Source organism: Aureibaculum sp. 2308TA14-22, assembly GCF_040538665.1.
GTDB lineage: Bacteria > Bacteroidota > Bacteroidia > Flavobacteriales > Flavobacteriaceae > Aureibaculum.
This window is the reverse complement of record NZ_JBEWXT010000001.1, coordinates 2,073,229-2,096,134: the sequence shown is the minus strand read 5'-3', so window position 1 is coordinate 2,096,134 and position 22,906 is coordinate 2,073,229. Positions and strand designations below refer to the sequence as shown.

General features: G+C 34.3%; 22 protein-coding genes. 9 read left to right on the top strand and 13 right to left on the bottom strand.

From position 1 onward, the window contains the following. Window positions 1–7 precede the first annotated feature (7 nt). The 5 genes from U5A88_RS09345 to U5A88_RS09325 all read right to left on the bottom strand — a co-directional run bounded on the left by U5A88_RS09345 (window position 8) and on the right by U5A88_RS09325 (window position 6,051). Entirely contained in the window at window positions 8–2,215 is a 2,208-nt protein-coding gene (locus U5A88_RS09345; RefSeq protein ID WP_354205819.1) for a xanthine dehydrogenase family protein molybdopterin-binding subunit, read from the bottom strand. Between the two features lie 11 nt (window positions 2,216–2,226). Then, on the bottom strand, window positions 2,227–2,688 hold the full coding sequence (locus U5A88_RS09340) for a (2Fe-2S)-binding protein (protein ID WP_354205817.1): 462 nt from the start codon (window positions 2,686–2,688) through the stop codon (window positions 2,227–2,229). A gap of 177 nt (window positions 2,689–2,865) precedes the next feature. Then, complete coding sequence (locus U5A88_RS09335) at window positions 2,866–4,407, bottom strand: glycine--tRNA ligase (protein WP_354205815.1); 1,542 nt, start codon at window positions 4,405–4,407, stop codon at window positions 2,866–2,868. Window positions 4,408–4,504: 97 nt separating this feature from the next. Next, window positions 4,505–5,410 (bottom strand): hypothetical protein, encoded by a 906-nt coding sequence (locus U5A88_RS09330; protein ID WP_354205814.1) that lies wholly within the window; start codon window positions 5,408–5,410, stop codon window positions 4,505–4,507. 83 nt (window positions 5,411–5,493) lie between these two features. Continuing rightward, window positions 5,494–6,051, bottom strand: a complete 558-nt coding sequence (locus U5A88_RS09325) for a class I SAM-dependent methyltransferase (RefSeq protein WP_354205812.1) — start codon at window positions 6,049–6,051, stop codon at window positions 5,494–5,496. Between the two features lie 51 nt (window positions 6,052–6,102). Between U5A88_RS09325 and U5A88_RS09320 the strand changes: the two genes are divergently transcribed. The 6 genes from U5A88_RS09320 to hppD all read left to right on the top strand — a co-directional run bounded on the left by U5A88_RS09320 (window position 6,103) and on the right by hppD (window position 12,453). Then, entirely contained in the window at window positions 6,103–6,789 is a 687-nt protein-coding gene (locus U5A88_RS09320; RefSeq protein ID WP_354205811.1) for a ComF family protein, read from the top strand. A gap of 33 nt (window positions 6,790–6,822) precedes the next feature. Further along, window positions 6,823–8,421, top strand: a complete 1,599-nt coding sequence (locus U5A88_RS09315) for an Ig-like domain-containing protein (protein WP_354205810.1) — start codon at window positions 6,823–6,825, stop codon at window positions 8,419–8,421. A 129-nt stretch (window positions 8,422–8,550) separates the two neighbouring features. After that, window positions 8,551–9,693 carry an Mrp/NBP35 family ATP-binding protein gene (locus U5A88_RS09310; protein ID WP_354205808.1) on the top strand — a complete coding sequence of 381 codons (1,143 nt, stop codon included), beginning with the start codon at window positions 8,551–8,553 and terminating at the stop codon, window positions 9,691–9,693. A 4-nt stretch (window positions 9,694–9,697) separates the two neighbouring features. Beyond that, on the top strand, window positions 9,698–9,934 hold the full coding sequence (locus U5A88_RS09305) for a NifU family protein (RefSeq protein WP_354205806.1): 237 nt from the start codon (window positions 9,698–9,700) through the stop codon (window positions 9,932–9,934). A 181-nt stretch (window positions 9,935–10,115) separates the two neighbouring features. After that, window positions 10,116–11,282 (top strand): homogentisate 1,2-dioxygenase, encoded by a 1,167-nt coding sequence (locus U5A88_RS09300; protein ID WP_354205805.1) that lies wholly within the window; start codon window positions 10,116–10,118, stop codon window positions 11,280–11,282. Further along, a complete protein-coding gene (hppD, locus tag U5A88_RS09295; RefSeq protein ID WP_451963144.1) occupies window positions 11,269–12,453 on the top strand; it encodes a 4-hydroxyphenylpyruvate dioxygenase in 1,185 nt (394 codons plus the stop codon). Before U5A88_RS09300 ends, hppD begins: the two co-directional genes overlap by 14 nt. A gap of 43 nt (window positions 12,454–12,496) precedes the next feature. On the opposite strand, the gene U5A88_RS09290 is transcribed toward hppD, so the two are convergent. The 8 genes from U5A88_RS09290 to kynU all read right to left on the bottom strand — a co-directional run bounded on the left by U5A88_RS09290 (window position 12,497) and on the right by kynU (window position 20,238). Beyond that, the gene (locus U5A88_RS09290) at window positions 12,497–12,901 is read right to left on the bottom strand and encodes a hypothetical protein (protein WP_354205803.1); all 405 of its coding nucleotides are present in this window, start codon (window positions 12,899–12,901) and stop codon (window positions 12,497–12,499) included. After that, the gene (locus U5A88_RS09285; RefSeq protein WP_354205801.1) at window positions 12,901–13,989 is read right to left on the bottom strand and encodes an amidohydrolase family protein; all 1,089 of its coding nucleotides are present in this window, start codon (window positions 13,987–13,989) and stop codon (window positions 12,901–12,903) included. The genes U5A88_RS09290 and U5A88_RS09285 overlap by 1 nt, the downstream gene beginning before the upstream one ends. 80 nt (window positions 13,990–14,069) lie before the next feature. Then, window positions 14,070–14,603, bottom strand: a complete 534-nt coding sequence (locus tag U5A88_RS09280) for a 3-hydroxyanthranilate 3,4-dioxygenase (protein ID WP_354205799.1) — start codon at window positions 14,601–14,603, stop codon at window positions 14,070–14,072. A 166-nt stretch (window positions 14,604–14,769) separates the two neighbouring features. Beyond that, the gene (locus U5A88_RS09275) at window positions 14,770–15,555 is read right to left on the bottom strand and encodes an SDR family oxidoreductase (RefSeq protein WP_354205798.1); all 786 of its coding nucleotides are present in this window, start codon (window positions 15,553–15,555) and stop codon (window positions 14,770–14,772) included. 105 nt (window positions 15,556–15,660) lie between these two features. Further along, entirely contained in the window at window positions 15,661–17,100 is a 1,440-nt protein-coding gene (locus U5A88_RS09270) for an aldehyde dehydrogenase (protein ID WP_354205796.1), read from the bottom strand. Continuing rightward, the gene (locus U5A88_RS09265; protein ID WP_354205795.1) at window positions 17,097–17,510 is read right to left on the bottom strand and encodes a RidA family protein; all 414 of its coding nucleotides are present in this window, start codon (window positions 17,508–17,510) and stop codon (window positions 17,097–17,099) included. The genes U5A88_RS09270 and U5A88_RS09265 overlap by 4 nt, the downstream gene beginning before the upstream one ends. A 48-nt stretch (window positions 17,511–17,558) precedes the next feature. After that, the gene (locus U5A88_RS09260) at window positions 17,559–18,974 is read right to left on the bottom strand and encodes an FAD-dependent oxidoreductase (protein ID WP_354205793.1); all 1,416 of its coding nucleotides are present in this window, start codon (window positions 18,972–18,974) and stop codon (window positions 17,559–17,561) included. After that, window positions 18,967–20,238: a kynureninase gene (kynU, locus tag U5A88_RS09255; RefSeq protein WP_354205791.1), complete on the bottom strand. Its 1,272-nt coding sequence runs from the start codon at window positions 20,236–20,238 to the stop codon at window positions 18,967–18,969. Before kynU ends, U5A88_RS09260 begins: the two co-directional genes overlap by 8 nt. Window positions 20,239–20,318: 80 nt before the next feature. Between kynU and U5A88_RS09250 the strand changes: the two genes are divergently transcribed. Genes U5A88_RS09250 through U5A88_RS09240 form a run of 3 tightly spaced genes read left to right on the top strand, consistent with a single transcriptional unit; the run spans window position 20,319 to window position 22,905 of the window. Next, window positions 20,319–21,620: an N-acetylmuramoyl-L-alanine amidase gene (locus U5A88_RS09250; RefSeq protein ID WP_354205789.1), complete on the top strand. Its 1,302-nt coding sequence runs from the start codon at window positions 20,319–20,321 to the stop codon at window positions 21,618–21,620. A 48-nt stretch (window positions 21,621–21,668) separates the two neighbouring features. Further along, entirely contained in the window at window positions 21,669–22,265 is a 597-nt protein-coding gene (locus U5A88_RS09245; protein ID WP_354205788.1) for a hypothetical protein, read from the top strand. 34 nt (window positions 22,266–22,299) lie between these two features. After that, window positions 22,300–22,905: a hypothetical protein gene (locus U5A88_RS09240; RefSeq protein ID WP_354205787.1), complete on the top strand. Its 606-nt coding sequence runs from the start codon at window positions 22,300–22,302 to the stop codon at window positions 22,903–22,905. The last annotated feature ends 1 nt before the right edge of the window (window position 22,906 follow it).

Sequence of the window (22,906 nt, the reverse complement as noted above, 5' to 3'; positions counted from 1 at the left end):
AGAACTATTAGCCAAAAACTTTTTCAGTACTATTAATAAAAGGTTGTTTTGTAATTCTTATTCCAGTTGCGGCTTTAATCGCATTTGCCACGGCAGCTCCAGCTGGTGGCAAAGAAGGTTCTCCTAACCCTGTAGGAGCAAGGTTATTCTCTACAAAATGAGCTTCAACCTTAGGCGTTTCTTTCATTCTTACCAATCTATAGTTGTGAAAGTTTGTAGATTGCGGTACTCCATTTTCAAATTCTAAATTACCATACATGGCATGACCTATACCATCAATTACACCACCTTCCACTTGGTTTTTAGCTCCCAACGGGTTTACAACGATACCACAATCTAAAACACAATAAACTTTTTTAACAACAGGAACACCCGACTCTAGTACTACATCAGCTACTTGAGCTACGTGCGTATTATGGCTGTAATATGCAGAAAACCCTTGATAGATATTTTTATCTACATTTCCCCAATTTGATTTTTCTCTTACTAATTTAATCACCTCTTCCATACGCTCTGGTGAATACTGAATACGTTTATCCGTTGTGCCTTTTACATTTTGTAACAAGTCTAAACGTAATTGAATTTTGTCTATATCCATAGTTTCTGCCAGCTCGTCAAAAAAACTTTGTTCTGCAAAGGCTAAGAAATTGGTGTAAGGTGCACGCCAAGCTCCAGTAGTAATATTACTTTTATAATTTGCAACATCTACTTGATAGTTTTTAATAGCTCCAGCTGGAAAAAAATCAGAGATTGCACCCCACATATTTCCACTTATGGCAGCTTCTTTTAAATGATATCCAGTGACTTTATTATCTTTTATTGCAGCTTTTATTCTGTATTTAATGGCTGGGCGGTAAACACCTGTAGCCATATCATCTTCTCTTGTAGAAATCATTTTTATGGGTTTTCTAATTACATCAGAGATTTCGGCAGCTTCAAAAACAAAATCTCCATACAACCTTCTTCCAAAACCACCACCCATTCTTGTCAATTCTAAATGAACGTCCTCAATATTGCGGTCTAATAAATTTGAAACCACCGTAGCTGCGTCTTTTGGAGTTTGAATTGGCCCTACCAAATGCACTTTATCATCTGTTACATTGGCGAAAAAGTTCATAGGTTCTAAACAATTATGTGGCAAAAATGGCGATTCGTAAGTGCGTTCTAATACACTATCGGCTTCATTAAAAGCCTTTTTAATATCTCCATCTTTTCTTAAGGTTCTGAATTCATTACCATCCAACAGAGCTAATAATTTTTTATCATGTAATTCAGTGTTCTCAGCATTCGAATCATTTTTCCAAACGGCTTTAATGGCCTTTTTTCCTTTAATTGCTTCCCAAGTAGTTTTTGCCAACACAACCACTTTGTCACTTGAACCTAATCGTACAGTCCAATTTCTATTTTCACTATTTATAAAATTTCTTGCTTTTTCTCCAATAGTGATAACATCTACTACACCAGGCATGGCTTTAGCTTCAGTATCATCAAAAGATGCTAACGTCTGCCCAAAAGCTGGTGGTCTTAAAACCGATGCATAAAGCATTCCTTCTTCTTTATAATCGATACCAAATAAAGGTTTGCCGGTTATGATTTCATCAACATCAACATTCTGTACTTCTTGGCCTATAATCTTAAAGTCTTTGGGTTCTTTGAGCTTTACGTCTTTGGGCACCTCTAACTTAGCCGCTTCAACCACAACATCTACGTAGCCTAATTTTTCTCCTTTAGCGTTAGTAATTACACCGTTTTCTGCAGTACATTCAGAAGCCGAAACTCCCCATTTGGCAGCAGCGGCATTAACTAACATTTGTTTAGCTGTTGCTCCTGTTTGCCTTAAAGGTTGCCAACCACTTCTTATTGATTGACTTCCGCCAGCAACTTGTCTTTCAAATACATCCATTTCTAAATCGCCTTGCACCACATGTACATTTTCCCATGCCACATCTAATTCCTCGGCAATAAGCATTGGCATAGAAGTTTTTACGCCTTGCCCAATTTCAGGATTAGGTGCAAAAATGGTGACCATACCATTGTTAGCTATTTTAATGAAGCCGTTAAAATCATTAAAATTTAGTTTGGAAATGTCAATAGCTGGTTTAACCTTAGGTTTACAAGCGTTAAATAAGTTGAATCCGATAATCATCCCACCACCTGCCAGTGCTGATGTTCTTAAGAAAGATCTTCTATCTATATTGTTATTTTGTGATTTCATATAATGAGGATTTAACTGTTAGCAGTTGCTGCTTTTGCAACAGCTTTTTCAATTCGGTTATAAGATGCACACCTGCAAATATTACCGTGCATTGCTTCTCTGATTTCTTCATTGTTAGGATTCGGTTTTTTTTCCAAAAAAGCCGTAGCCGTCATAATTTGCCCAGCTTGACAATATCCACATTGAGGGACGTCAATTTCTTTCCAAGCTAATTGCACAGGATGGTCTCCGTCTTTAGAAATACCTTCTATAGTGGTTATTTCTTTTTCAGCCACTGAAGAAATAGGCATAGAACAACTTCTGGAAGGTTCTCCATCTATATGAATAGTACATGCTCCACATTGTCCGATACCACATCCAAATTTTGTACCTAATAGGTTAAGATGATCTCGCAGAACCCATAAAATTGGAGTATCATCGCTAACATCTATGTCGTAAGATTTTTCATTTACTTTTAACTTGTATTTTGCCATGTGAAGTAATTTTGATTAGAATTAACCTAATTAGGTTTGTAACTAATAGGATTCTAGCAATTTAAGAAAAAAATGTACATGGTCTGTTAGATTTAACATTATGATATGAAGAAACTATCAACAAAAAAACGCAATAAGTTATTCTTATTACGTTTCTTATATTGATTATGTTTTTAATTATATTTTCTGTAACCAGTGTTTTACATCAATCTCTTTTTTGATTATTTCTCGTAAATCTTCAATTTTTACACGGCTTTGTTCCATTGTGTCTCTATGACGAATGGTAACAGAATTATCTTCTAAGGTATCATGATCCACAGTAATACAAAAAGGGGTACCATTGGCATCTTGTCTTCTATAGCGTCTTCCAACAGCATCTTTTTCGTCATAAACTACATTAAAATCCCATTTTAAATCTTCAACAATTCTTTTTGCAATATCTGGTAACCCGTCTTTTTTAACCAAAGGTAGGATTGCCGCTTTATTTGGGGCCAAAACAGCTGGTAATTTTAAAACAGTTCTTGTTGTATTATTGCCTAATTCTTCTTCAACTAAAGAGTTTGAAAAAACAGCTAAGAACATTCTGTCCAACCCAATTGAAGTTTCAACGACATAAGGCACGTAACTTTTATTCTCCTCATGGTCAAAATATTGTAATTTTTTTCCTGAAAACTCCTCATGTTGACTCAAATCAAAATCGGTACGCGAGTGAATACCTTCTAATTCTTTAAAACCAAATGGGAATTTGAATTCTATATCGGCTGCAGCATCGGCATAATGAGCTAATTTTTCATGATCGTGAAAACGATAATTCTCTTCGCCCATTCCTAATGACAAATGCCATTTTAAACGGGTTTCTTTCCATTTCTCATACCATTCTTGTTGTGTGCCTGGTTTGATAAAAAACTGCATTTCCATCTGTTCAAACTCACGCATTCTAAAAATAAACTGACGTGCAACTATCTCATTTCTAAATGCTTTTCCGGTTTGAGCAATTCCGAAAGGAATTTTCATTCGTCCCGTTTTTTGAACGTTTAAAAAATTGACAAAAATACCTTGGGCTGTTTCTGGTCTTAAATACAGATCCATTGCCGAGTCGGTAGAAGCACCTAGCTTAGTACCAAACATTAAATTGAATTGCTTTACATCCGTCCAATTTCTAGAACCTGTTAATGGGTCGGCAATTTCTAACTCTTCGATTAGAGCTTTTACATCCGCCAAATCTTCTTTTTCTAAAGATTTACCCATCCTTGAAAGAATACTATTAATTTTCTCTTGATAACCAACAACACGTTGGTTAGTAGTAATAAACTCTACTTTATTAAAAGCATCACCAAAACGTTTTGCGGCTTTGGTTACTTCTTTATTAATTTTATTTTCAATTTTAGCACAATAGTCTTCAATTAAAACATCTGCTCTGTACCGCTTTTTGGAATCTTTATTGTCTATTAGAGGATCGTTAAACGCATCTACATGCCCAGAAGCTTTCCAAGTAGTGGGGTGCATAAATATTGCAGCATCCAAACCTACAATATTATCATGCAATTGTACCATTGCTTTCCACCAATAGTCGCGTATGTTCTTTTTCAGTTCAACACCATTCTGGGCATAATCGTAAACAGCACTAAGGCCATCATATATTTCACTGCTCTGAAATACATAACCATATTCTTTAGCATGTGAGATAACTTTTTTAAATTGATCTTCAGGTTTTATCATCTTGCAAAAATAGATAATTATATATATTGTTAAAATAAAAAAGTGCAAATAGTTTTACCTATTTGCACTTTAGTTTCTTATGAAAAAATTTAAGTTCTTACAAACCTAAAAAAGCATCTTTTAATTCAAGTTTTGAAGCACCAACAATGTTTCCTTCAACATATACCTTAACAGTATAGTCACCTTTTACAAATTTTTGAGGTATTTTATCTACAAACATTACTACATCCTTATCTACGTTCTTATAATCCACAGTAGTTTGGTCAGTATATGGTAAACTTTTACCGTCATTAGTTGGAAAAGTTCCTTTTTCACTTAACACTTTACCACTTGGGTTTTGAATTACAATATATGCTTCTTTGTCTCCAGGTGTAGCAATTTCATTACCTTCTATTCTAAAAGTTACTCTAATAGCCTCAGCTTTTTGAGCTTTATTAGTTTCGGCATATTTACCGTTACCTCTTAATCTCATTGCCGTTGCACTAATTGAATTTGCTCTTAATGCACCACCAATTTTAACTTTTTCAGATAAATCCATGTTTTGAGCTAATAATGTATCATTGGCATTGGTTTGCTCAATTAATTTACCAGTTATACTATCTCTTTGTATGGTTAAATCATTATTAACTAAAAATAAAGAATCAGCAACGCTCATTAATCTTTCATTGGTTTTTTCTAATTCTGAAATTTTACCTCGGTAACGTCTTATTAATGACCAGTTAGTATTTTTTAAATTTTGCACAGAATCTTTAAATGCAATAATTCTATCTCTTTCTATGGTTAGTTCTTCTGACATTGAATTGTTTTGAGCAATTGCGGTGTCGTATTTCTCTTCCATAGCGGTTAAGTTACCTAAGATTTGCTCCTTTTCTTGTTTTAAGAATTCCTCAGAGGCTTTAAACTTAGAATTGGTACGCATGGTATAAACACCTAACCCAACAAGCAATGCTAATAATATACCTATTATGATTTTTTTGTTTGAAGATGATTTTTGTTCTTCCATAATGAAAATAATTAAAGTTTTAATTTAGAGTTTGTTAAATACTTATTTAAAAACGCAAAATTAGGAAAATATTGTATATAGCGTTATATTTTTTTGCATTTGTAGATAAAGGCAGGAGGTATATTTCTTATTTCAAAATCCAAATCAACGTTGTTATATATTTTTTTTAATTTCTTATAGTAGGTTAAACTATATTGATATTGTAAAAAACAACCGGTTTTATCAAGTTGGGCGTAGCTTTCGGAGAGTATTTTTTTTGTAATACTATCAGGAATATTTGTTAAAGGTAAACTGGAAATGAAATAGTCTATGTTTGAAATGTTCAAATCTTTGCAAACAGCTTTTATATTTTCACAAGATTCGTTTAAAATAGTTAACCTAGAATCGTTAAATGTGTTTAGGTGATTAAAAAATTTTTCATTAATCTCAAAACAAATCAATTGGCTATCCTTATTTAATTTTTTTAGTATTTCTTTGGTAAAGTTGCCATTGCCTGGGCCATATTCAACAATAACATTAGTTTTTGTAAAATCTACTTCCTTTAGCATTTTTTGGATTAAATATTTGGAACTAGGTGCAACTGTACCAGAGGTCTTAATGTTTTTAATCGCTTCTTTAATAAATGCTTTTTTGGTTCGCAATGTTTTATCTTTAATAAAATAACACTTAATTTCACAAAATATTTGTCAAAGATGCAATTTTTTAGAGATATTTATCATTTATTCTTCCCCAAAGTTTGTGTTTGCTGTAAAGAACAATTGTTGCAAAATGAATTAACATTATGTTTAAACTGTAGATTTGAACTACCGTTAACTGATTTTACTGATGAAAACGACAATAAAGTTGAAAAAACATACTTTGGACGTTTACCAATACATTTTGGTTCATCTCTATTTTACTATAAAACCAAAGGGATATCTCAACAACTCATCTATCAGCTAAAATATAAAGGACAGCAAGATATAGGTACTTTTTTAGGGAATTGGATGGGTAAAGAGTTAAAAGATTCTAAAAGGTTTCCGAAAATCGATTGTGTTGTACCTGTCCCATTACACGAAAAAAGACTTAAAAAAAGAGGATATAATCAATTGACAACTTTCGGTTTGAGTATTTCTGAAATTATTGAAGCAACTTATGTCGAAGATGTTTTAATACGGAAGTCTGTAACAGAAACACAAACCTTAAAACAACGTTTTGAACGTTGGAAAAACGTTCAAGAAATATTCTATGTAAATGATCCTAATTTTTTTAACAATAAGCATGTACTATTAATTGATGACGTTATTACAACGGGAGCAACTTTAGAAGCCTGTGCTAAACAGATATTAAAATCAAATAACGTAAAAATAAGTATTGTCACAATGGCCTATACCGAATAGAATATTTATTTACTTTTGCAACAAATTAAAACTATGAGGAAACAACTTTCTGTATTTTTCGGGTTTTTGCTTTTGGTACTTTTTTTAACAGATTGTGCAAAAAGAGGAAGACCCACAGGCGGAGAAAAAGATGAAGACGCTCCGTTGTTGGAAAAATCAAGTCCTCAAAATTATTCAACAAACTTTAAAGGAAAAGAAATAAAATTGGTCTTTGACGAGTATGTAAAGCTAAAAGATTTAAACTCGCAATTGATTGTATCTCCTCCTTTAAAAAATAATCCTCTTATTACTCCCATTGGTACCGCTAGTAAAACTATTACCATTAAGTTGTTAGACACTTTAAAGGAAAACACAACGTATTCGTTCAATTTTGGGCAAAGCGTTACCGATAATAATGAAGGCAATGTTTTTAATAATTTTAAATTCGTTTTTTCAACGGGACCAGTTATAGATTCTCTTAAAGTTTCAGGTGCTATTACAGATGCTTTTAAAAAGGAAGCAGATGAAAATATTACCGTAATGCTATACGAAATTAATGACACCTATACCGATTCCATTATCTATAAAGAGAAGCCCTATTATGTGGGTAATACTTTAGATTCTACTGTATGGGAAATCACTAATATCAAAGCAGGGGAATATTTGTTAATAGCATTGAGAGATAAATCTAGAAATTACACATTTAATCCTAAGGAAGATAAAATCGGTTTTGTCCAAAAAAATATTACTATTCCCACGGATACTTCTTACACAATTAATTTATTTAAAGAAATATTACCGTATCGACTCACTAGACCCTCTGAAATTAGTAAAGGTCATATTCAATTTGGTTATGAAGGTGTTGGCGATAGCCTAAATATTGAACCTTTAAACGTAAACTCTGATTTTAAAAATGTATCTAATTTTGAAAAAGAAAAAGATACGTTGAATTATTTTTATACAGGAATTGAAAGTGATTCAATACAATTTAAAGTTACCAATGAAAATTTTATAGATACGGTAACGGTTAGATTACGTACCAAAAAAACAGACTCATTAAATTTGAAAAAGGCGAGAGATAATGACTTATCGTTTAAAAACCCTTTTAAACTGGTTAGCAATCTACCAATTGAAAAGATAGATTCCACAAAAATCAATTTTATTGATAATGATTCTGTTCCAGTTACGTATAAAGCTATTATTTCTGAAAATAAATCAGAACTTATTTTTGATTTTGAAAAAAAGTACAACCAAAAATATATGATTGAAATCTTACCGAATGCAATCACTAATTTCTTTGAACAAACCAACGACACTCTAAATTATAGAATAAATACAAAGACAGAAGAAGACTACGGAAAACTATTTGTGACTTTACAGGGTGTTAAAAATTATCCTATTATAGTGCAATTACTTAATGATAAAGATAAAATAGTTGAGGAAATTTACGCTACCGAACCACAAAAATTCGATTTTATAAATTTGTTACCAGGTAAATATTTGTTAAGAATTATTTTTGATGAAAATAAAAATAAGAAATGGGATACAGGTAACTTTCTGCTTAAAAAACAACCTGAAAAGGTAATTTATCTTGAATTCACAAACGAAGTAAGAGCGAATTGGGAAATGCCTGAAACGTTTATTTTGGAATAAATATTTTGCTTTAGTCTAACTGTCTTGACTCTTGACTCCACAGGCCTTGTTTCTTTTCTAAAATTCTTTATTAATTAAAGTCTATACCCTATCTTTGTAATTTAGAATGAATATAAAGAAGACTGATTAATGAAATTCAACAAAGAAGATATATATAATGCTCTTGATACCATAACGGCACCTGGCGAAGGCAAAAGTTTGGTGGAGAGTAAATCCATTGGAAATGTAGTAATTTTTGGTAATGAAGTTGTTGTAGATGTAGTTATTAGCAATCCTACCTTACAGGCTAAAAAGAAAGTAGAAGTTGAAATAATGAAAGCCATTCACGATCGTGTTTTTCAAAAAATTGATGTTAAAGTTAATGTCAAAGTGAATGCACCTTCTCCTGAGAAAAAACCTACGAATCTTATAAAAGGTAAGAAGATTGAAGGAATACAAAATATAATTGCTGTTGCCTCTGGTAAAGGAGGTGTGGGTAAATCTACTATTACGGCCAATTTGGCAATTACATTATCTAAAATGGGATTTAAGGTAGGTGTGTTGGATGCCGATGTTTACGGACCCTCAATGCCCATAATGTTTGATGTTGCTGATGAAAAACCAGTTGCTGTGAATGTAGATGGGCGTTCAAAAATGAAGCCTATCGAAAATTACGGTGTAAAGCTACTGTCTTTAGGATTTTTTACTCAACCCAATCAAGCAGTTATATGGAGAGGGCCAATGGCTTCAAAAGCTTTAAATCAACTGATTTTTGATGCCGATTGGGGCGAACTGGATTTCATGCTAATTGACTTGCCACCTGGTACAGGTGATATTCATTTGTCTATTGTACAGGCCGTTCCAATTACCGGAGCAGTAATAGTAAGCACGCCTCAAAATATCGCTTTGGCAGATGCCAAAAAGGGTGTAGCCATGTTTGAACAAAAAAACATCAGTGTACCTGTATTAGGAATTGTTGAAAATATGAGTTACTTTACACCAGCAGAATTACCTGATAATAAATATTATATTTTTGGTAAGGATGGTGCGAGAAATTTGGCAGAAGATTTAGATACAACTTTTTTGGGAGAAGTTCCTTTAGTACAAAGTATCAGAGAGGCAGGTGATGCTGGGCATCCAGTAGCATTGCAAAACGATACACCTTTGGAAGATGTATTTATAAATCTGACAAAGAATATGGTTACGCAATTAGTAAAACGGAATGATGATTTACCACCAACGGAAGTGGTTAAAATAACAACAATGGCGGGTTGTAGTGCAATTAAAAATTAATAGTATGACAGCAGAAAGTTTAAAAAACGAGGTAGAAAAAGCCTTAGCAGAAATCAGACCTTTTTTAGAGTCTGATGGTGGTGATATTTCCTTGATCTCTATTGATGATGATATAGTTAAAGTACAATTGTTAGGTGCTTGTACTGGCTGTTCAGTAAATCAAATGACACTGAAAAATGGTGTAGAGGCTACCGTCAAAAGATATGCTCCGCAGATTAAAGAGGTTATTGGTGTTAATTAATATTAGCCCTTAGACTATTAAAAAATATTCCTTACCTTTGAGTTTGAACAATAGTTTATACTATGCATACTTCTTTTACAGAATTATTAGTACTTCTTAAGTTTCTGATGAAACGAAATCCTGAATGAGGTTTACTTTCTAGTTAGTAAACTTTTTATTCACAACTTAAAACATAACTATTATGCCTAGATATCATAAATTAGGTAAAATTCCTCCTAAAAGACACACCATTTTTAAGAGTGATTCAGGGAGTTTCTATTACGAAGAACTCTTTGGTACAATTGGTTTTGACGGAATGTCATCATTATTATATCATACGCACAGGCCTACTCAGGTCAAAGAAGTGTTGAAATCGTATGACGTATCTCCAAAAATAGCAGTAGAAAAAAATATGAAATCATTAAGCTTAAATGGTTTTAATATTGGTGCTACAGCGGATTATTTGGATAGTAGAAAAATAATTTTGGCAAATAACGACTGTTATATTGCCTTGGCTGCTCCTCAAAAATCGTTAAGAGATTATTTTTATAAAAACACGGATTCGGATGAGGTTTTATTTATTCATAAAGGTACAGGAAAACTACGAACCTTTTTAGGAAATATCGATTTTAAATATGGAGATTATTTGGTAATTCCTAGAGGAATGATTTATCAAATAGATTTTGATACAGAAGATAATCGATTATTTATTGTAGAATCTAAGCACCCAATATATACACCCAAACGTTATCGCAATTGGTTTGGCCAGCATTTAGAACATTCACCTTATTGTGAGCGTGATATGCACCCACCAAGTGAATTGGAAACCTTTACCGATAAAGGCGACTTTATCCTAAAAGTAAAAAAGCAAGACATGATACACGAATATGTATATGCTTATCATCCATTTAGTGTTGTAGGTTGGGATGGTTATAATTATCCGTATAAATTTTCAATTCACGATTTTGAGCCTATAACAGGACGTGTGCATCAACCACCACCGGTTCATCAAACATTTGAAACTAGTGCCTTTGTAATATGTTCTTTTGTACCGAGATTATATGATTACCATCCACAATCTATTCCTGCTCCTTATAATCACAGTAATATTGATTCTGATGAGGTATTATATTATGTAGATGGCGACTTTATGAGTAGAAATGACATTGGAATTGGGCAGGTTACTTTGCATCCAGCAGGAATTCCTCACGGACCACATCCAGGAGCAATGGAACGAAGTATAGGTCAAACAAAAACGGAGGAATTGGCCGTTATGGTAGATACGTTTAAACCATTAATGGTTACCGAAGAAGCGTTAAAAATTGATACTGGAGATTACCACACGTCGTGGTTAGATGAAAATCATTAAAGAAAATAACATGGCAGATATAAAGAACTTAACAGATTTACAAAATACAGAATACGGCATTAAAAAGATATTTGATGATGCCGAAGATTTTTTGCCTTTATTAGGTACAGACTATGTAGAATTATATGTAGGTAATGCAAAGCAATCCGCACATTTTTATAAAACCGCGTTTGGTTTTCAATCGGAAGCCTATGCAGGTTTAGAAACGGGAATGAAAGACCGTGTTTCTTATGTATTAAAACAAGATAAAATACGATTGGTACTTACAACTTCATTAGAAGAAGGAGGACACATCAATCAACATATTAATAAACACGGGGACGGTGTAAAAGTAGTTGCCCTATGGGTTGAGGATGCCACAAAAGCCTTTGAAGAAACTACCAAAAGAGGTGCGAAACCTTTTTTAAAACCTACAAAAGAGGAGGATAAAGACGGATTTGTTATTCGCTCAGGGATTTATACCTATGGAGAAACGGTTCATATTTTTGTGGAACGTAAAAATTATAAAGGTATCTTTTTGCCAGGATATAAAAAATGGGAATCGCATTACAATCCCGAACCCGTAGGGTTAAAATTTATCGACCATATGGTAGGTAATGTTGGTTGGGGAGAAATGAAACAATGGTGCGAATTTTACGCTAAAGTGATGGGCTTTGCACAAATTATTTCCTTTACTGATGATGATATTTCCACTGATTTTACAGCATTGATGAGTAAAGTAATGTCCAATGGCAATGGTAGGATAAAGTTCCCAATTAATGAACCCGCTGAAGGTAAAAAGAAATCGCAAATTGAGGAATATCTGGATTTTTATAATGGCCCGGGCGTACAGCATATTGCCGTTGCTACCAATGATATTGTAAAAACGGTAGGAGCAATGAGAGATAGAGGTGTGGAATTTTTATACGTTCCTGAAACTTATTATGACGATTTATTAGAACGTGTTGGTAAAATTGATGAAGATGTAGAAGTACTAAAAAAACATGGAATACTAATCGATAGAGATGAAGAGGGCTATTTGTTACAACTCTTTACAAAACCTGTTGTGGACAGACCTACCATGTTTTTTGAAGTAATACAACGTAAAGGAGCTCAATCTTTTGGAGTAGGTAACTTTAAAGCATTGTTTGAAGCGATAGAAAGAGAACAAGCCAATAGAGGAACGCTTTAAAAAGTATTTAGACCTCACAGGTTTTCAAAACCTGTGAGGTTTTTTATTCATTACCTTGTGTTCTCAAATGAAATACGTTACCATTAATTTTCCCTAAACCAAGTTGGTTCCTGAGATCATTTCTTAAACTATTAATCAGTATGTCTAGATTCACAGTTCGATTTTTAGCAAACTCATTTATAATATCAATACTGATTTGTACTTGTTTTTTTGTCCCAAATAATTGAATTTCAGAGATTACTTTTTCAAACTTTATTCTACTGTCAGCATCCCATTCTCTGTGAGTAACATCTTGAGTAATAATTCTATATGCAGAAATTAAATGATCTAGAGAAATTTCTCTTCTCTTGTTTATTTTGTTTCTTCTTTCAGTAAAATAATGCCCAATTAACCAACCAATAACTGCTAGAGTAACTGATACTAATATTTTTAAATAGTCGAAATCCATTATGATAATATTCTATTAACTAACTTATCCTTAGTTTCTTGATCATCCCCATACAACCATTGCAACACATTATCTTCCCACATAGCATCCTTTTCCGTTTCATTGATAATGTTTCGGTCAATAGCCAAATCCAATATTTTACCAGGATAGGAAGACTGTTTTTCGCTTTCCATTTCTCCTAAAGGATAAGGGTCGTCTAATCCTATAAGTACTTGATTTGCTCCTTGGTTTTCAATTAATAACTTTAAAGAACCCGTATCGTGTACCAAGGTGTCAAAGAATATGTTCTTATGCCCAACCGCTTTTCTAGGATGGTGTTTGCCCTCAAATAAATCGGGTCTGCCATCAAAACCTTGGATACGTCTCCCTAAATTTATTTGAGCCAACTGTCCGCCATGGGCAAAGCAGGTCCGCATATTAGGGTATTTTTCCTGATAACCGTTTAAGGTAAAAAAATGATAAGCATCGGCACATTGGGCCAACATCCAAATCAAATGAAAACGCCAAGATGTATTTTCTAATTTAATGAACTTTTCACCATCATAAGGATGAATTTCAACCGCCAAATTCAGTTGACTTGCCAGTTCAAAAATAGGTTCGTTTTCTTCGTCAAAAATACAACGCCAAGTACCAATAGTGTCCATATAATGAGTTGGTAAGCACAATAATTGCATACCTAATTGCTCTACACAGCGTTCAATTTCCCAACAAGCACCTTTTACAAAACCCGGATGTACTACAAAACCACAAGTAAATTTACTAGGATGTTCATTTTGTATTTTGGCATTAAAATCATTCTGAAAGCGTAAAGCTTGTTTCATTTCCTCAACACGTAAACCATTACCATATAATTGAGACAAGTTCAATACTACCGCATGGTCAATATCGAAACGTTCCATCCAAGCCAATTTTTCATGTAAAAAGAAGCTAGAGTCCGTTACGGGGCGACTCCAATCTTTTTGAAGCATAAATTTTCTATCCTTATCCACCCAAAAAATACCTTTGTCTTTCATGTATTGGGGTATTTCCTCTGGATAAGGCAATAAATGAGAATGTCCGTTAATACGTAGTTTACGTTTTTGTTTCATATGTCATTCCCGCGAAGGCGGGAATCTTTTTAATGTTAGTTCAATTTATATTTATAATTTGATTGCCTTAGCAAATAACCCTAATCAATTTGCACTTTCTTCGGTGGCTCCATAATGGCTCCACAATTTGGACAAGAGCGTTTATTTTTATCACCATAATATTTATCAAAAATTACGGGCATATCCGTTTCAATATTTTTTACGGTAAAGTCTTCTTCGTACAATTTTGTTGTACAATTTTCACAGAACCAAAGCAAGGCATCTCGCATACCTTCGGGACGTTTGTATTCAATTACCAAACCAACGGTATTTGCACCTCGCTGTGGCGAATGTGGTACTTTTGGAGGTAACAAATAAATATCACCCTCTTTTATGTGAACATCTTTAGGTGTGCCTTTATCTATAATTTTTAAAACAATATCACCTTCTACTTGATAGAAAAATTCAGGCGTTTCATTATAATGATAATCTTTTCTATTGTTTGGCCCGCCTACAACCATCACAATAAAATCACCATCTTTCCAAACCACTTTATTACCCACTGGTGGCTTTAATAAATGTCTGTTTTCTTCAATCCAGTCTTTAAAATTTAATGGAGAAACTAATTTGCTCATAGTAAGAAGCCCATCCTAGCCTTCCCAAAGGGAAGGAACTCCTAACTGGGCGGTTAAAAGTTTTTGTTATTAATGATTATAAAACCGAGTATAAATATACTCAAATTTGGCATAGTAATTCTCACTCCCTTTTGAGTCCCGATGGCTATCGGGAGGGGTGGGCTCTTTAGAGTGACTTTGTTCTGCCACCATCTACAGGGATATTAATTCCGTTAATATAACTGGCGGCTTCAGTTGCTAAAAAGGCTACTGCATTTGCAATTTCTCCAGGTTGTGCAAAACGTTTGGCGGGAATACCGTTTTTCATGGCTTTAGAAATTTCTTCAGTTGATTTTCCAGTTTTTTCTGCTTTATCATTAATAATTTCGGTTAACCTAGTGGTAGCAGTTGCACCTGGTAACACATTGTTAACGGTAATTCCGTATTCACCCAATTCATTGGCTAATGTTTTACTCCAATTAGCCACCGCACCTCTAATAGTGTTGCTAACACCTAGTCCATTTAGAGGTTGTTTTACGGAAGTAGAAATAATATTGATAATTCTGCCAAAATCAGCTTCTTTCATTTTTGGAACAACTGTTTGTACTAAAATATGATTCGCTTTTAAATGCTGCGTAAACGCACTCTCAAATTCAGATACCTCTGCTGAAAAAATGGGTCCACCAGCCGGTCCTCCCGTATTGTTGACTAAAATATGATAGGTGTCAATTTCAGCTAGTTTGTGAGCCACTTTTTGTCCTAATTCCACAGGATTTTGAAAATCCGCCACAATATAGGAGTGATTTTGGTAGGTATTGGGCAGCTCCGATAATACCTGTTTTAGTTTTTCCTCATTTCTGGCCACCAAGGTTATATTTGCACCTAGTTCAGCCAATGCCATGGCACAGGCTTTGCCAATACCCTGTGTGCTTCCGCAAACGAGTGCATTTTTGTTTTCTAGTTTTATGTTCATAAGCCCACCCCAGCCCTCCCGAAGGGAGGGAGTTTTATTTTTAATTAATAATTTTATTTTACAGTACCGCCCAAGTTTCTTCCCTTCGGGAAGACGGAAGATGGGCTAATACTTTATACACACATTCTTCGCTTCCGTAAAAAAACGTAAGGCTTCAAATCCACCTTCTCTGCCTACACCAGAATCTTTAACACCACCAAACGGTGTTCTCAAATCACGTAACATCCATGTATTTACCCAAACAATTCCAGCTTCTAATGTTTTGGTCATTCGCATAGTTCTGGACAAATTATTTGTCCAAAGTGTAGCAGATAATCCATATTTTACATCATTTGCTAGTTGCAAAACTTCATCTTCTGTATTGAAAGGCATTAGGGTAACCACTGGACCAAATACTTCTTCTTGATTGATGCGACAATCATTTGATTTTACTTCAATTACCGTTGGTTCTAAATAGTAACCATTTTCATAGTCTTTTACCGTAACCTGATTTCCTCCGCAAAGCACCGTACCGTTTTCGTTTTTTGCAATTTCTATATAATTTAGCACTTTTTCAAGATGTGGTTTAGACACCAATGCTCCGATATCGGTATCGGAATTTGACGGATGGCCAACCTTTAAGGCTTTTACTTTTTTAACAAGGTCAACTTTGAATTTTTCGTAAATAGATGCCTCAACAAAAATACGACTTCCACACAAACATATTTGTCCTTGATTGGCAAAAGAGGATCTGACGGTTGTCTCCAACATTTTCTCATAATCACAATCTTCAAAGATGATATTCGGATTTTTACCGCCCAATTCCAACGATAGTTTTTTAAATAGCGGTGCGGCAGTTTTGGCAATAGCAGCTCCTGTCGCTGTTCCTCCGGTAAAAGAAATGGCCTTGATTTCAGGGTGCTCAACAATGGCTTGTCCGGTTGCAGTTCCTAATCCATGAATAATGTTTAATACACCTTTTGGAAGGCCCGCTTCATTACAAATTTCGCCCAATAAATAAGCGGTCATTGGGGTAACTTCACTAGGTTTTGCGATAACACAGTTGCCAGCGGCTAGGGCAGGGGCAATCTTCCAAGTGAACAAATAGAGTGGAAGATTCCAAGGAGAAATACAACCTACTACACCAATGGGTTGACGTAAGGTGTAATTGATTGCATTCTGCCCAACACTTTCGTGACTTTCACTTGCAAATTGAGTTATCGCATTTCCAAAAAAACGAAAATTGCTTGCAGCTCTAGGGATATCAACAGCTTTTGCTAGACTTACTGGTTTACCGTTGTCTTTACTTTCTGCTTTAGCAAAATGCTCTAAATTGTTTTCTAACAGCTCTGAAATTTTTATGAGAATGCGACTTCGTTCCTCTAAACTAGTCTGTGACCACTGCCCAAAGGCAGATTTGGCAGCTGTATATGCTTTTTCAATATCCTCAACAGTAGAATTTGGGATTTGACCATAAACTTCACCATTGGCGGGATTAATATTGTCCAACCAACCATTATGAGTTGGGTTTACGAATTTTCCGTCGATGTAGTTTTGGATTTTCAATTTATTTTAAATTTTTTATAAGCCATCACCTTAATCTCCACCACTAAATCGGGATGTGGCAATTGATGTACTGCAACGGTTGTTCTAGCAGGTCCAGTTTCAGCATTAAAAAATTCGGCATAGGCTTTATTGTAGCCTGCAAAATCGTTCATGTTTACTAGAAATGAAGTAACATCAACTACATCGGCTAAGGTTGCCCCTTCATTGGCTAAATTGCGTTCAATATTTTTGATAACTTCACGAGTTTGCACTTCAATGTCAAGGTGTTTTGTACCCATTTCGTCAATAATATCAACTCCAGCAATGGTATTGTCAGGTCGACGAGAACTGGTGCCTGATACAAATATAAAATCGCCTACACGTTTGGTGTGTGGATAGGCTCCTCTTGGTGTTACTTTGTTGTCACTCATAGTTTTTCGTTTTAACCCCGAAAGGGTTTCAAACCCTTTCGGGGTTAGTTAATGTTTTAAATTTCTAGCAACTTTATCCTCTTCTAATATTTCTTCGGTTTCTGCTTTTACTTTAGTTAAAATTTCTTTTAATTCTTCTTTCGTTGTATCGTCATGAATCGAAATGTCATGATCTGCAATCATATTTAATAATGCTTTATCTTGAGCTCTTCCTCTAGTCATAGCATCATAATAACCAATATCTTCATTAAAGGTAACCAACGAATATTTAGAGGAATACTGCTCTGGAAAATGCTTTTCCAAAGCCATTTCCAATTTGCGTTTTTCTCTAAAAATAGCATTATTTACATGCCCTTTCATTTCGTGAAAATTGTCAATAGCTAAATCGGCAATGGCATCAGTATCTTTTTTTCTGGATTTTTCAAAGTCCTTAAAAATTGTTTCCCAATTTTTTTCATCATCCAAATAGTTGTCAAATTCAACCACATCCTCAAAGGAAGCATTCATTCCCTGTCCGTAAAACGGGACGATGGCGTGAGCGGCATCGCCCATTAAAAGGGTATTGCCTTTATAATGCCATGGTGAACATTTTACCGTGCCCAATGGTGAGGTGGGATTTTCAAAAAACTCATCGGCCAGATGTGGCATCAAGTCCAACGCATCTTTAAAGTATTTTTGGAAAAACTCCAATACTTTTTCTTTGGTTGTGAGGTTGTTAAAGTTGTATTCACCATCGGTATAACTTAAAAACAGGGTAACCGTGAAACTGCCGTCTAAATTGGGTAGAGCAATGAGCATAAAATCACCCCTTCCCCAAATGTGCAAGGCGTTTCTATCGATTTTATATCCGCCCTTTTCAGCGGGTAAAATACTTAATTCTTTGTAGCCATGGGTTAAGTAATCTTGACTAAAACTAAATAGGAATTTTTTGCCTAAATAATAACTTTTTCGCAACACCGAACCCGCTCCATCCGTTCCGAAAATCGCATCGACTTTAATTGAGGTATTGGTTTTTGATGCGTATTGATAAAAATGTGCCTCGGTTTTCTCAAAATCAACATGTGTACATTTATGGTTAAAATGTATGGTTACATTGGGCAATGCCTCAGCTTCATCGAGTAATAAGGCATTCAAATCACCTCGGGATATGGAATTTATATATTCATGTTCTCGTCCGCTATATGGAGCTAAAACCGTATTACCATCAATATCGTGTAACATTCTTCCGTTCATTGGGATGCAAAGCGGTTTAACTTTTTCTTCCAGACCCACAAGTTTCATGGCTTTTATACCTCTATCCGAAAAAGCAAGATTTATAGAACGTCCAGCACTAATATCCACTTTACGTAAATCGGGTCGTTTTTCATAAACGCCAACATTAAAACCTCTTTGACCTAAACGTAAAGCGAGTAACGAACCGCAGAGTCCTGCACCGATGATGAGTATGTTGTCTTTTTTAGTCATTTAATATTGCTTTCAATTTCTCTACCATAGTATAAACATCTAAAAATGAATTGTATAATGGAACGGGTGCACATCGAATTACATCAGGTTCTCGCCAATCGCTCACTACACCACTTTCGGTTAATTTATTGTGCAAAGTTTTGTCTGCATTTAGTACTTGAATGGATAATTGGCATCCACGCTCGGAAGGGTTTTTAGGCGTTATAATCTTAATGTAGGGATTATTCAATTGCTCAATTAAAAATTCAAAATAACCTGTTAGTTTTTTCGATTTTTCAACCAATTTATTAATACCCACTTCGGCAAAAATATCTAATGATGCTCTGATGGCTGCCATAGATAAAATAGGAGGATTGCTCAATTGCCAGCCTTCTGCACCAGGAAGCTGATCAAACTCATCACGCATGTTAAATCGTGTTTCCTTATTATGACTCCACCATCCCGTAAAACGGTTTAAGTCTCTATTATGGGCATGGCGTTCATGTACAAAACAACCAGCGAGACTTCCAGGACCTGAATTCAAGTATTTGTAGGTGCACCAAACGGCAAAGTCCGCACCAGAATCATGTAAATTTAGTTTGACGTTTCCAGCACCATGTGCACAGTCAAATCCTACCATTGAACCATGCGAATGGGCCAATGCGGCTATTTTTTTCAAATCAAAATACTGCCCTGTATAATAATTAACACCGCCGATTAGTGTGAGAGCAATTTCATCGCCATGTTGTTCAAAAATAGCTTCAAGATCTTCGTAATTGGCAAGTTCACTACCTTTTCTGGGTTTCCAAAGTATCAGCCCTTCTTTATCATCAAATTCGTGGTGCCGTAATTGTGATTCCACAGCAAATTTATCCGAAGGAAAAGTATCGGCTTCTATAAGTATTTTGTAACGCGTTTTGGTGGGTTTGTAAAACGACACCATCATAAAATGTAGATTGGCAGTTAAGGTATTCATAACGATAACTTCTATGGGTTTCGCACCTACTATTTTTGCCATGTTTTCGGTTAAAAATTCGTGGTAATGCAACCACGGATTTTCACCTTCAGTATGTCCTTCAACTCCTAATTCTGCCCAATCTTTTAACTCTTTTTCGATATAAGATTTTGTTGATTTTGGCTGTAAACCCAAAGAATTTCCAGTAAAATAAATTAACTCATTTCCAGCTTTGTCTTTTGGAATGTGGAATTGATTTCGATAAGCAGCTAATTCGTCTGCTTTATCTTGTGCATGAGCATATTCTAATCCTAATTGAAAATCTGACAAAATATTTACTTTGAAGTTTGAACAAAAATAAGAATTTATAAGCTAAATATCCTTTGTAGATTATTTTATATCTTCGTTTTATGAAGAAGTTGATATTGTTATTTTACTTATTCCATTCTGTTCTTTTTGCACAAGAATCTAGAACGACCTTATTGAAGGTTGAAAAGCAGTTGCAGCATACTTATATCTCAGAGGTTTTAGAAGTTGAAAATGTACCTAACAATCCTTTTATTGCTTTTTCTATTCTTCTATCAGGAAGTTCAATTTCTCGAGCTATTGATTCCGTATTTTTTAAAGATGTTAATAATGATTGGCAATTGTTTCCTATTGATGAAAACAATGTTGAAGATGACAATTGGCATGCCTTGTCTTATTTAAATAGTAAAAGTAGGCAAACGCAAGTGAAAATATTATTTAAAACGCCAACGGTTTTAGATACTATTAAATTTAATTTTTATTATCCTTACAATACTCAATTTTTAAAACAATACTCACGAAAAATGAATGCAACTATTGAAAAAGTCGAAACAAAAAAGTTGGCATCGTGTAATTGTGCATCACCAACAGTAATTACTAGAAGTACGTGGTGTCCAACTAATAATTGTCCGCCAAATTCTAATCCAACAACTACTGATGTTAAGTTTTTAATAGTCCATCATACAGCTGGTTCAAATACCTCAAGTGATTGGGCTGCTGTGGTACGTTCTATATGGAATTACCATGTAAATACGAATGGCTGGTCAGATATTGGCTATAATTTTTTATTGGATAAAGATGGAAACGTTTATGAAGGTAGAGCCGATGATACGCAAGGAGCACATTTTTCAGGAGTTAATAGTGGTACTTCGGGGATTTCATTGATGGGAACGTACAATACCATTACACCAACCACTGTAATGATAGATTCCTTAAAAAGTTTATTGGCCTGGAAAGCTTGTGTAAAAAATATTGATCCTACAGCAACTGTCTATCATGCTTCTTCGGGATTGAATTTAAAAACCATTTCCGGACATAGGGATGGCCCAAATGCTACCGATTGCCCTGGGCATAAAGTATATGATATGTTGTCAGCTATTAGAACGGGAGTAAAGGAACTTGTTGATAATTGCAATGCTTTGTCTGTTGATGATGAATATTTTAAGAGAACCATTGTGTACCCCAACCCCTTTACGGATTATGTTATTATTGAAAATATACCCTTAGGTGATAAACCACTTCAAATACGATTGTACGATTTTACGGGACGATTGGTTTTTGAAGAGGATAAATCTCAAGAGATAATAAAGGCGGAAGTTGACTTTTCCTTTATTGCTAGAGGCCTTTATTTATTAGAGTTAAAAACAGATGATAGAAAGACTCATATAAAATTAATCAAAAAGTAAAATGTTAATTTTTTATGGTAATTTTATAGAAATTTTATTTTGAGACTTATGAATAAGAAAGCGATTCTAATCACACTTATTTTATTTGCTATAAATGTTAATTCCCAAAGTAAAATAAAGATTGCTGAAGGCGGTATTGATAATTTAATTGGTGTTTCCGAATATAATATTGAGTTTGACTATTCTAATATTACCATTGCTAATTTTGATTCTGAGGAAGAGTATTTAAAAGACAAAATGGCAATACGGGAGGCCAAAGAAATTGGATCTGGGGAGAAATTTAAAAAAGATTGGTTTGCTTTTAGGGACAGTCTATTTGAACCTAAGTTTATTGAAACTTTTAATAAATTTTTTACCGGTAAAGTTAAAATAAAAGTGGGAAAAAATAAGGATGCAAAATATACAATTTTAGTGAATACCGTTTTCGTTTATTCGGGATATAACGTTGGGTTATGGCCAGAAGAATCAAAACTAAAAGCTACAATATATATATACGAAACGGGAAATCCGGATAAAATCGAATTCCGTTCTAAAGAGAATTATGCTAGAGGAAGAGCTACATACCTTCTGGGAGATAGAATTGCCAATGCCTATGGATTGTTAGGAAGGAGATTAGCAGCTTTTCTTAGAAAAAAAATGTTTTAATAATAAATTTGAGAATATCAAAAAATCTTAACTCATGAAAAGACAAGCACTATTATTCGTATTTTTATTCACAACCTTAACAATTTACGCTCAAAAACCCAAAGTACAGGAGGGCAATGCGAAAAATTTAAAGGGCATTACCGTTTATAATTTGGAATTTGATTATGCCGACCTGCAAATCCCAAAATATGATTCCGAAGAAGAATTCCTGAAGGATAAAATGGCTAAAAGAGAGGAAAAAGAAGCGGGTACGGGAGAAAAATTCAAGGAATCTTGGTTTGCTGATCGCGAGAATAGGTACGAACCAAAATTTATAGAATCTTTTGACAAAAGGTTTAAAAACGGAGAGATTAAAGTGGGGAAAAATATAGAGGAAGCCCAACATACTATTAAAATTCACACAACTAGAATGTATGCGGGTTACAATGTGGGTATTGTTAGAAAAAATGCAGAAATTGATGTGCTTATGACAATTTATGAAACCGAAAACCCCACTAATATTTTATGGTCGGCTAAATTTAATAGAGTACAAGGCTACGGAGCTATGGGAAATGATTATAATTCGGGTTATCGTATTTCTGAATGTTATGCAAAACTAGCCAAAGAATTTGCAAAGTATTTAAACAAGAATGTAAAATAAG